General features: G+C 66.2%; 9 protein-coding genes. 1 reads left to right on the top strand and 8 read right to left on the bottom strand.

Features of this window, described 5'->3' with window-relative positions:
- Positions 1-29: 29 nt before the first annotated feature.
- The 7 genes from AC6HZP_RS07350 to AC6HZP_RS07320 all read right to left on the bottom strand — a co-directional run bounded on the left by AC6HZP_RS07350 (position 30) and on the right by AC6HZP_RS07320 (position 8402).
- The gene (locus AC6HZP_RS07350; RefSeq protein ID WP_497526033.1) at positions 30-1094 is read right to left on the bottom strand and encodes a helix-turn-helix domain-containing protein; all 1065 of its coding nucleotides are present in this window, start codon (positions 1092-1094) and stop codon (positions 30-32) included.
- 228 nt (positions 1095-1322) lie between these two features.
- A complete protein-coding gene (locus AC6HZP_RS07345; RefSeq protein ID WP_497526032.1) occupies positions 1323-2927 on the bottom strand; it encodes a GMC family oxidoreductase in 1605 nt (534 codons plus the stop codon).
- Positions 2928-3055: 128 nt separating this feature from the next.
- Positions 3056-3943, bottom strand: coding sequence for an amidohydrolase family protein (locus AC6HZP_RS07340; RefSeq protein WP_497526031.1), 888 nt, complete (start codon positions 3941-3943; stop codon positions 3056-3058).
- Between the two features lie 8 nt (positions 3944-3951).
- A complete protein-coding gene (locus tag AC6HZP_RS07335; RefSeq protein WP_201402980.1) occupies positions 3952-4944 on the bottom strand; it encodes an ABC transporter permease in 993 nt (330 codons plus the stop codon).
- A complete protein-coding gene (locus tag AC6HZP_RS07330; protein ID WP_497526030.1) occupies positions 4941-5876 on the bottom strand; it encodes an ABC transporter permease in 936 nt (311 codons plus the stop codon). The genes AC6HZP_RS07335 and AC6HZP_RS07330 overlap by 4 nt, the downstream gene beginning before the upstream one ends.
- Positions 5873-7360: a sugar ABC transporter ATP-binding protein gene (locus AC6HZP_RS07325; RefSeq protein ID WP_497526029.1), complete on the bottom strand. Its 1488-nt coding sequence runs from the start codon at positions 7358-7360 to the stop codon at positions 5873-5875. The genes AC6HZP_RS07330 and AC6HZP_RS07325 overlap by 4 nt, the downstream gene beginning before the upstream one ends.
- A gap of 28 nt (positions 7361-7388) precedes the next feature.
- Positions 7389-8402 carry a substrate-binding domain-containing protein gene (locus AC6HZP_RS07320; protein ID WP_201402977.1) on the bottom strand — a complete coding sequence of 338 codons (1014 nt, stop codon included), beginning with the start codon at positions 8400-8402 and terminating at the stop codon, positions 7389-7391.
- Positions 8403-8538: 136 nt separating this feature from the next.
- Between AC6HZP_RS07320 and AC6HZP_RS07315 the strand changes: the two genes are divergently transcribed.
- On the top strand, positions 8539-9246 hold the full coding sequence (locus tag AC6HZP_RS07315) for a GntR family transcriptional regulator (protein WP_201402976.1): 708 nt from the start codon (positions 8539-8541) through the stop codon (positions 9244-9246).
- Between the two features lie 575 nt (positions 9247-9821).
- Here the strand turns inward: AC6HZP_RS07315 and AC6HZP_RS07310 are convergent.
- Positions 9822-11114 carry a porin gene (locus AC6HZP_RS07310; RefSeq protein WP_497526028.1) on the bottom strand — a complete coding sequence of 431 codons (1293 nt, stop codon included), beginning with the start codon at positions 11112-11114 and terminating at the stop codon, positions 9822-9824.
- Positions 11115-11445: the final 331 nt, after the last annotated feature.

The following is an 11445-nucleotide window of genomic DNA, read 5'->3' as shown; positions in this document are numbered from 1 at the left end:
GCTTGGATTGCCGCCAGCGGATGTATGGGTCACTGCAAGGCTAGGCGGTACCTCGCCGGCGTGATCCCCAAATGGCGGGAGAACATGCGGGTAAGGTGGGCCTGATCTGCAAAGCCGCACATCATGGCGATGTCAGCGAGCGATATGTGGCGATTGATAAATAGCTCTCTCGCACGAGCCAGCCTGCGAAGCAGAAGCCACTGATAAGGCGCGACGCCCGTCGATCGCTTGAACGCATGCGCAAACTGACTTGTGCGCAGGCCGCACAGCGCGGCGACCTCAGCCAGACCCAATCCACCAACGAGACGCGTCTCGATAATGTCCTTGGCCAATCGCTCCTGCCAGGTGCTCAACCCTCCGACCAGGCGGCGACGAGCGGCAAGATCGCCATAGTGCGCACAAACATAGATGCCCACCCCCCATATGAGATGGTCGGCGAACAACGGCTCGAGTGTTTCGGGTTCGTCGAAGTAAGGGTAGATGCGCAGCGCCAACTGTCGAAGTAGCGGATCGTTCGAAACGTGAAAGAGGCTATGGCCGAGATACGAGACATCAGGCACTTCGAGGTCGTCGGCTATCTCGCGCATGAAGCTGCGCCTTAGCAGGATCTCGATGGTGTGCCGTGGGGTCGAGAAGTCGATGTGCTCGACACCGGAGAGATAGAGTATGTGAGCCTCGCCCCTGCGATGCGGCTCGGCATAGTTTTTACCTCCAACGAAGATATCGCTCTTCTCATCGTTGAACCGCACGCCGATACTGTAGGCGTCCTCCCAGCTCGGAAACGCCGCGGTGGTTTCGACCGGTTTGAAGCCGTAGCTGATGTCGGCCGCGACGAGTTGAGAACACGCCAGCGCGCGCACCGCAAGTTTGCGATCGGTGTAGCGCGGAAGGTTGATTGGCACCGTCGCGATATCGACCGTGCTGACATTGATGTTCAGTGCCACGCCGACCTCCCGCATGACGGCACCGTGCAGTACGGCGCCGAAAGGAGCCTTCCCGTGCGAGAACTGCCGCTTTCGGGTTCTGGCGCCGCCCGCGCTCGGCTCTTGGACCCGCGGCGTGAGACCAGCCAATTCCGGATAACGCTCGAACATGCGAACGACGATTGCCGCTCGACATCATCGCGCAGAAGCTTCTGGTTCTCCACCCGGTAGCCGAGGGCATGACGCCGCCGCCTGAAGGCTTGCGTCATATGCGGGGCAGGTCCGGACGCGATCCAATATCGGACCGAAAGTGCCGGCCTGGAAGGGACCCAAGACCGTCCTCGAGACAGAGGAGCAGTATTCGTCCAAAGGAGCATAGCGGTGCCGGCGAGCGCGTCGTCAGAGGCCGACATCCTCGAGGATGAGGTCGGCCGCCTTCTCCGCGATCATGGTGGTGGGCGCGTTGGTATTGCCTGAGGTGATGGTCGGCATGATCGAGGCGTCGGCGATGCGCAGGCCCGCGAGGCCGCGCAACCGCAGGCGGGCGTCGACGACCGCATCGCGATCCGAACCCATGCGGCAGGTGCCGACGGGATGGAAGATGGTGGTGCCGATGCTGGCCGCCGCCTGCCGCAATTCCTCCTCCGACGCGAAGGCGAGGCCAGGACGGTACTCTTCGGGATCGTGCGGCCGGAAGGCGCGGCTCTCCAGCACGATGCGGCGCACGAGGCGAATGCTGTCGGCGGCGACGCGCCTGTCGCCCTCGGTCGCCAGGTAGTTGGGCTGGATCGCGGGCGCCAGCGCGCCGTCCGCCGCCTTGAGCCGCACCGATCCGCGGCTCTCGGGCCGCAGGTTGCAGGCCGTCGCCGTGAAGGCATCGAAACTGTGCAGCGGCTCACCGAAGCGATCGAGGCTGAGCGGCTGGACGTGGAACTGCACGTTCGGCGTCGCGAATTCGGACGAGGAGCGGGTAAAGCCGCCGAGCTGCGACGGCGCCATGGTCATCGGACCGCGGCGGGCAAGCCCATATTGCAGCGCCATCGCCGCCTTGCCGACGAGGCTGCCAGCGCGGCGGTTGAGCGTCGGCAGCCCGCTGACACGGTAGATCAGGCGCAGCTGCAGATGATCCTGCAGGTTCTCGCCGACGCTGGGCAAGGCGTGCACGGGCGCGACGCCATGCGCGCCGAGCAGAGAGGGATCGCCGATCCCCGAGAGCTGCAGCAGATGGGGGCTGCCCACGGCCCCGGCGCTGAGGATGATCTCGCGGCCGGCGGCGATCCGCCTGATATCGCCCTCGTGCTCGACTTCGAGGCCCGAGACCCTCGCGCCGTCGACCAGCAGGCGCCGCACGCGGGCGCCGGTCCAGAGCGTGACATTGGCGCGGCGGAGCGCCGGCTTGAGGAACGCGGAAGCCGCGGACCAGCGCCGTCCACGCCGCTGGTTGACCTCGAAATAGCCGGCGCCCTCGTTGTCGCCGCGGTTGAAATCGCTGGTCGCGGGAATTCCCATCTCCCCGGCTGCGTCGCGGAACCGGTCGAGAACCTGCCAGCGGAGGCGCATCGAATCGACATGCCACTCCCCGTCCCGGCCATGCAGATCCCCGCCAGCGGCGCGATTCTCGCTGCGCATGAAATAGGGCAGCACGTCGTCCCAGCCCCAGCCGGCATTGCCCAGCTGGCGCCAATGATCATAGTCGGCGGCCTGGCCGCGCATGTAGATCATGCCGTTGATCGCCGAGCTGCCGCCGATGACGCGGCCGCGGGGATAGTCGAGCACCCGTCCGCCGAGGCCCGGCACCGGCTCGGTGCGAAAGCACCAGTCGGCGCGCGGATTGCCCATGGCGAACAGATAGCCCACCGGAACGTGGAACCAGATCCAGTCGTCGCGTCCGCCGGCCTCGAGGATCAGGACGCGATGCCGCCCGGAAGCGCTCAGCCGGTTGGCCAGCACGCAGCCGGCGCTGCCGGCGCCGATGATGACGAAGTCGTAGCGTATGTCGTCCATCGTTCACGGAGCCCTGGTCGTCAGCGCCGAGGCGGCAACGAGGTTGCGCAGCCACCGGTCGGCATCTTGCGCATCGAGGGTCGGCAGTCTGAAACGCGCCATGTCGTGCTCTTTCCAGGGTCAGCGTTCTAGATCCGGTACCAGCGTTCCGCATTGGTGCGGAACAGCCGATCCTTCTCGGTCTCGCTGAAATCGGAGACGATGCGCTCGAAAGCGCCATAGAGAGTATCGAAGGACGAATACAGCCGATCCACCGGAAAGTTCGAGCCGAACATGGTCCGTCCGGTGCCGAAGGCGGCGATGGTGTCGAGCACGAAGGGCCGGATGCTGGCCTCGCTCCAGCCATGCTCGACCATGCCGAGGCCCGAGATCTTGGCGACGACATTGTCAAGTCCGGCGAGACGCCGCATGCCCTCGCGCCATGCGTGGAGGCCCGCCTCGTCGCGGTCGACCGGCATGCCGGCATGATTGATGATGGCGAGCGTCTCGGGATGCCGGCGGATCAGATCGAAGGCGGTCGCCATCTGGCCCGGATAGAGCTGCAGATCGAAGCTGAGGTCGTAGCGACGCAACAGGGCGTAGCCAGCCTGCCAGCTTGTGCTCTGCAAGAGGTCGGCCGGCGTGAAGCTGTAGCGCGGATCGGCATGCCAGTTGACGATATGGCGGATGCCCCTGACGCGCGGCCGGCCCGCCTGCGTCGCGAGCGCCGCCTCGACCCCGGGTTCGTCGAGCCGGACCTGCGCCACGATCGCCGAAGGCAGGGAATGGCCGAGCCCGTTCAGCCAATCCGTCTCGGCCAGCGGCGCCAGCGGCACGGCCTCGATATGAACCGATTTCACGACGTCGTAGCCCGCCGCATCGGCGAGATAGTCACCCGGTCCATAGCTCACCGCGATCGGCGCGAGGTCGCCGAGCATTCCCTCGCCGCCGCCGCGATCCTGTAGCCATGGATAGGCATAGCCGTGGTCGACATCCCAAAAATGATGATGCGCGTCGGTGATCTGTCGCCGTGGCATGGGGTTCCTCATTCGCGGTCCTCGCCGCGCGTCAGCACGCGCTGAGCGACCAGCGCCACAAGGATCGCGACGCCGAAGATGATCGAGCGGACACCAGCGGGGATATTGCCGATGACCAGCACCGTCGACAGCACGGTGGTGAAGATCACGGCGGCGAAGGTTCCGCCATAGCCGCCGCGGCCGCCGAACATCGAGGTGCCGCCCAGCACTACCGCGGCGATGGCCGGCAGCACGAACTGGTCGCCCATGCCGAGGAAGCTCGATCCCGAGAACGCAGCGAACAGGATGCCGGTGGCCGATGCCAGCGCTCCGCACAGCACATAGGCGCCGATCGTGACGCGGTCATTGGCGATCCCGTTCAGATGGGCGACGGTGGCGTTCTCGCCGACGGCCAGCAGCCGCCTGCCCCAGCGCGAATAACGGATCGCGACGATGGCGAGCGTCGCCACGAGACCCCAGACGATCACCATGTAGGGGATGCCGCCGACGCCGCCGGTGGCGATGCCGCGCACCAGCGGGGAAACCCCGCCGCTCGGCGTTCCCCCGGTGAAGACGAGCGTTCCGCCGAGCGCGATATTGTTCATCGCCAGCGTCATCACGATCGGCGAGATGCGCAGCTTGACGATACCAAAGCCGTTGGCGGCGCCCGCCGCGATGCCGACGGCGAGCGCGGCGAGGCAAGCGGTTGCGGTATTGGCGTCCTGCCCCGCGCAGAGCGCGGTGAAGACGACGGCCGAGCCGGTCAGTACCCAGGCGACTGAGAGATCGATGCCGCCGACCAGCATCACCAGCGTCTGTCCGAGCGCCACCAGGCCGAGGAACGAAGCGATCTTCAGCAATTGCAGCAGATTGGCAGCGGAGGCGAAGCCGGGCGCGAGCGCCGCGCCGATCCCCAGCATGGCGATGGCCAGCAGGATGAGGAAGAGCGGCACGGCGGCGGCGAGCCGCGGCGAGGATGTCCGGACCCGGGGCGCGGCCGGCAGGCGATCGGCGGCGGTCATGGACGAAACAGTCCGGCAGCGAAGCCGCGCGCGCCGGGCGTACCGACGACAGCGAGCAGGATGAGGCCGTTGATGAGGCTCTGGTAGAAGGACGAGACCTGCGCGAAATAGAGCAGGCTCGCCATGATGGTGAGGATCAGCGCTCCCATGACGACGGCGATCGGCGCGCCGCGTCCGCCGGTCAGCGGTATGCCGCCGATGACGACGGCGACGATCGAGGTGAGGATGTAGCCGTCGCCGACGACGGGTGACCCCGACGCCATGGCGACGCCGAGATACATGCCGCTGAACGCGGCCAGCAACCCCGCGGCGGCATAGGCGCCAAGCTTGGCGCGCGCCACGCGAATGCCGCTCATGCGCGCCGCGGCCTCGTCGCTGCCGATGGCCCGGAGGTCCAGCCCGAAGCGCGACGCCATGAGCCAGCTCAGCAGCACCGTCCAGACGGCGAGGCTGGCGAGGCCGATCGCAGGCGCCGAAAAGCCGCCCATGAAGATCGACTGGTAGAGCGCGGGAATGGAGCCGCCGGGATTGGGCAACACCAGCAACGCCACGCCCTGCCAGATCGACATCGTCGCCAGCGTCACGATGATTGGCGGCAGCCGGAGCCCGACCACGAGGGCGCCGTTGAGCAGCCCGGCGGCGAGACCCGCGGCCAGCGGCAGCGCGAAACCGAGAGCCGGACTGTCGGTGACGTGCAGGGCCATCAGCGCCCCGGCGAGGCTGGCGACGGGCCCCAGCGACAGATCGATGCCGCGCGTCAGGATGACGAGGAACTGCGCCAGCGCGATGAGGACGAGCGGCAGGGCGTTGACGCTAAGCGCACGCATGTCGAAGCCGTTGAACCGGCCCTTGAGCAGGACGAGCATGGCGAGGAGGCCGAGGAAGACCAGCACCGGCCAGGCGTCCGAGACGGCGGAGCGGAGGCGCGTCATCGGCTGCCCCCGCCGAGCACAGCAGCCTCGACGATACGGCCGGCCGTCATCTCTTCGCCGGCGAGTTCGGCGACAACCCGCCCGCCGAGCATGACGAGGACGCGGTGGGCGACGCCGACCAGCTCGCGAGCGTCGGTCGAGTACCAGATCACGCCGACGCCTTCGCGGGCGATGCCGGCGATGACCTCGTAGATGTGCTGCTTGGTGCCGATGTCAACGCCGCGCGTCACGTCATTGAGCAACAGGATGACCGGGCGCGCCAGCAGCCAGCGTTCGAGCAGAACCTTCTGCTGGTTGCCGCCCGAGAGGTGGCGGACAATCTCGTCCGCGCCGGCCGTCTTGATCTTCTGCCGCTCGATGGCACCGCGGAAGATCGCAGCTTCAGCCCGCGGGTCGATCAGCCCCAGCATCGCCCGCAGCCGCGGCAGGATGGCGAGCGTGAGGTTGAGCCCGACGGACTTGGACAGCAGCAGGCCCTGGGTCTTGCGCTCCTGTGGCACATAGGCGAGGCCCGCCGCCATCGCCTGGCGCGGCGAGGCGGGCCGTAGCGGCCTGCCGCCGATCTCGACGGTTCCGGCGGCGCGATGGGCGCCAAACAGGGCTTCGAGCAGATGGCCCTGCCCCTGGCCGACCAGCCCGCCCAGACCGAGAATCTCGCCGCGCCTGAGAGCGAGGCTGACGCCATGCAGCACCGGGCTCGCCAGCTGCGTGGCGCGCAGCGCAACCTCGTCCGCCGCATTGGCCTTGGCCGGGAAGGCATGCTCGCTCGCGGCATGGCCCGTCATCAGACGGACGGCTTCCGGCTCGTCCAGCGCGGCCGTCTCGGCCTCGCCGACGCATTCGCCGTTGCGCAGCACGGCGACGCGGTTGCAGAAGCCGACGATCTCGTCCCATCGATGCGAGATGAACAGCACGATCGTGCCCGCCGCCGCGAGCCGCGCGACGAGCGCGCGGAGCCAGGCGACCTCGGTGGCGCCGAGCGCCGAGGTCGCCTCGTCGAGCAGCAGGATGCGCGGCTTGCGGGCGACGGCGCGCACGATCTCGAGCTGTTGCTGCTGACCGAGCGACAGGGCGGCGACGCGGGCGGACGGGACAAGCGCAAGCTGGTGGGCCGCAAGCACCTCGGCGGCGTGCCGACGCAGGCGACGCCGGTCGACCGTGCCCCAGCGTGTCAGCGGCGCCTCGGCCAGGAAGAGATTCTGCTCAACGCTGAGGTCGCGCAGCAGCGTCAGTTCCTGGAACACCGAGGCGATGCCGAGGGCCTGCGCATCATGCGTGCCGTGCAGGACGACCTCGCGGCCGTCGAGCTCGATCCGCCCAGCATCGGCTTCGACGGCGCCGCTCAGGATCTTGAGGAGCGTCGACTTCCCCGCGCCGTTCTCGCCGACAAGGCCGAGCACGTCGCCGGGAGCAGCCTCCATCGTGACGGCGCGCAGAGCGCGCGTCGCCCCGTAGGATTTGTCGATGGCGACAAGGCGCAGCATGGGCCGTACCCGTTTTCTGGCGGCGCCGCTATTTCTTCATGCCGTCCGCGATCTTGAGACCGAGGTTGGCGCCGGGAATCTCGCTGTCGGCATCGAGCGTCGGCGGCAGATCGGGAAACACGTTGACGCCGGGCTTCAGCGTGTCGGTAGAGACCGTCGGCACCGGCACCGCGACACGCTTGTCGGCCGGCGGATTGCCGCTGAGGATATCGGCGGCGACCTTGAGGGCATAGGCGCCGATCACAGCCGGATCGCCGGCCGAGACCCCTTTCAAGCCTTTGTCCTTGTATTGCAGCATGGCTTGGCGCCAGCCATTCTCGCCCTGCCCCGACATCGCGACCAGCGGGCGGTCGAGGTTGAGCAGCGCCTGCAACGCGCCATAGGTGCCGTACTGGTTCAGGATGCCGTCGACCTCCGGATTGGCGGTCAACGCCTTGGTCAGCTCCTGCTGGCTGACGGCATTGTCCCACTTGCCATAGACTTCGGCGACGACCTTGATGTCGGGATATTTGGCCAATACGCCGGTCATGCCGGCATTCATGTTGGTGTCAGCCGGAAAGCCCGAGACGCCGCGATTGATGATGACGTTGCCCTTGCCGCCGAGCGCATCGGCCAGCCACTGGGCATGAATGCGGCCGATCTCGTTGAAATCGACCGCCACGACATAGGCGCACGGCGCCGTGACCGGCTGGTCGAAGGCGATGACGGTGATCCCCTGGGCGCAGGCCTCCTCGATCACGCTGTTGAGCGCGGTGTCGGAGGCCGGATTGACCAGGATGGCATTCGCGCCCGAGGCGATCATGTCGGACAGCACCGCGATCTGCTTCTGCGCGTCAGTGCCGGAATTGTCGACGGTGAGCACCACCTTGTCCTTGAGCGCCTTGTCGGCATAGGCCTGCATGAAGTTGATCATCTGCACGCGCCACTCATTGCCGATATACGAGTTCGAGACCGCGATCTTGAAAGGCTCGGCGTGGCCGACCGCGGTCGACAGCATCAAAAGAGCTATGGCTCCGGTCAGCTTGGTCGTCATCGGTGTCATGATGTCCTCCCTCGCCCTGCTCGGGCAGGCCCATCGGGCTTATCGTTGCAATTCTAGAATTCTAGAAGTTCAGTTTATTGTCAAGAGTCGCCGCCTGAGCTATGACGGCGGACGGAATCGGAATGGAGAAGACGTCATGTCGATGACCACGGAGGCGTTCGAGCGCATCCGCGACGCCATCGTGTCGGGAGGACTCGAATTCGGCGAGCCGCTGTCAGAGACCCAGATCGCCAACGCGCTCGGCATGAGCAAGGCGCCGGTACGCGCCGCGTTCATCGCCCTGCGGGACAAGGGCCTCGTCGTGGTGGTACCGCAATCGGGCACCTATGTGTTCTCCCCCACTGCCGAGGACGTGCTCACCATGAGCCGCTTCCGCGCCCTGCTCGAGGACGAGGCGCTGCGTGAATCGATGCGCCGCAATCCTGGTCGCGTGCTCGCGCGGCTCGAGACGGCAATCGCCGCGATGGCGCGCGCGCTGAAGCGGAGCGACTGGGACGGCTATCGCCGGCACGACAGCGCTTTCCACGCCGCCTTTCTCGAGGAGTGCGACAACCGCTATATCGAGCGCGCCTATCTGCTGACATCCACCGCGCTGGAGGCCCTGCGCGTGCGCCTGCAGGGTGGCGAGGGCGGCTATCGCGTGCGCTCGTTCAGGGAGCACGAGGCGATCGCTGCGCATCTGGCTGCCGGCGACATCGACGCGGCGGCCGAGCTGCTGCGCGATCACATCCTCGTCATCAATGACTGGGTGCGGTCGCATCCCCTGCCCGGCGACCGGATCAGCCGCAAGGACAAGCCCGAGGACCGGGACTACGCCGCCATGTTTTCGGCGCGCCGCGCCTGACATCGCTATCCGAAGCATCGACGGGATCGGCTGCGCCGTGACCCGGCCTGGCCGAGAGCCGCCGCCCTGACGGGCCGCGACGGCAGCAGGCTGAGCGTCGCGCGCAGTCCATTTGCTCTGCCGCGGCAAGGCCGGAGGGGCATCTAAATCGACGGCTGCCGGCTTGCAAATCAACAGCGGTTGACTTACTATTTCCGCAGTTTCCGCTCGAAATGGCGAGCCAAAACCAAACCGTTTTCACCGACTTCCCAATACGCTGCGCAGTCGTCCGGAAGAGGCGTAGGCCCGGATCCGCGACTGACGCGGAGTCGTGACCGAGACCCCGGGCCTGCCTTCCCTCCGGCAGGTCAGTCTGCCGGCCGCGTTCTCGCCCCCAGGGAACGCGGCCGGATCCCCTGGGCTCAAAAGCGCGCACGCCGGCGGCAAGACATTCCGAAGTAAATCGCCAGATGAACGCCCGATTTGGCGCTGACATGCCTTGAATTCGAAGGCGTCGCGTTTCTCCGGTTCCGGCGCAACAATGAAAGCCCGGCGGATCGCTCCACCGGGCCTTCGATCGTCAAGCTGTCCTGGAATTACCAGGAGCGCTTCAGGAACAGGTTGAACGTCCAGCCATTGCCGCTTTCTTCAGCGATCGTCGGATCGTCGCTCTTCAGCTTGACGTCCGTGTAGAAGACGTCGCCGACGACATCGAGACCCTTGACCGGCGTGTAGGTGGTGTTGAAGCCAGCGCGCCAGGCGTCGACGGTCGTGCCGTCCAGCTCGTCCTTGCCGCTGAACTGAGCGTAGCCGCCCGAGAGCGACGACCACAGCTGCGGGGTCCAGACATGCTTGTACGAAGCGAGCGCGCTCCAGCTGGAGCCCGTCGACGAAGCCGCGTTGTAGTTGCGGATCGGGCCGATGAAGCCAGCCACCGAGGTGCCGCCGGCGATGCCGGTGTAGGAGTTGGCGTTGTCGCCATAGGCAGCCGACACGAAGAAGCGGTCGCCAGCCGAGAACTTGTCGAGCGCGACCTCGAGACCGCCGCCGACGGCCCAGCCGTCCTTGGCGTCGACGTCGAACGTGTTCGGAATGCCCGACGGGGTGATGCTGACCGCCTGATGCGTCCAAGCCCCGGCGACCTTGGCCGAGAAGATGCCGGAAGCGTAGGTGACGGCGCCGACGATGTCCGGAACGTTGTCCTGGCCGCCATAGTAGGCAGGATTGGTCGAGCTGATCGGGTTGCCGTCCAGAGTGCCGCTGGCCTGGCCGAACGAGCTGCGATCACGCTGATCTTCCACCGACACCGCCAGACCGAAGCCGTTGACGGCGTAGGTCAGCTGGATGTGGTCGGTGGTCGAGTCCGAACCGAACATGCCGGTGTCGTCATAGCCACGGCCGAAGTCGAACAGCGAGGTGAAGTAACCGGCCTTGAGCGGTCCGAGCTCGAGGTAGGCGCTGTCGACATAGGCGGAGTTGGTCGAGGCGTTGATGTAGTCGTTGACGTCACCCGAGCCGCGGACGTTGCCGGTCTTGGCGCGGTAGTCGATCCAGCCGGTCAGGTTACCGTATTCGGTGACCGACGAAGCCGTCAGCTGGATCGAGGCTTCCGTGTAGAAGTTGCCCCAATTGCTGTTCGAATAGTCCGGGTTGAAGCTGCCAACCAGGGCCTTGTCGCCGCCACGATCACCGAACGAGGTGCCGAACTTAACGTAGCCGCCGACCTTGATGCAGGTGTCCGTGCCCGGCGAATAGAAGAAGCCCGTGCCGAAAGCGTCGCAGACCTTCACGTAGTCGACCGGCTCGGCGACCGTGAGATCCGCCGCCTGAGCACCGCCAGCCATGATCATGGCTGCCGCAGAGCCGAGGAGAAGGGTCTTAAAGTTCATATCCTGACCTCCAAAAAGGTAAAACCAGGAGAGCATTTCGTTCTTCTCGTCGCCGCCGAGTCGATCCCGCGGGATCACCCCTTCTCGTCAGCTCGCACGAATTCCGTCCTACCCCCGTTTAGCCACATTCGGTCCTTCGGCCCCGCAACTGCGGGAAGGGCGCGGATGCGACGGAACCTCGTTTTGCGATTCCTGCACTGACTATTACTGACGGTCGGACGGCCCGATATAGCCGAATTGCAACACCAAGAAGAACATCCAGACGCATAACTGTAACATAACTCGTCTTTACGCATCTGCCGGTTGAATTTAGACGCCTCACTCAAGTACC

Source organism: Kaistia sp. SLG-1, from assembly GCF_059699055.1.
This window is presented reverse-complemented; position numbering and strand designations above follow the sequence as displayed.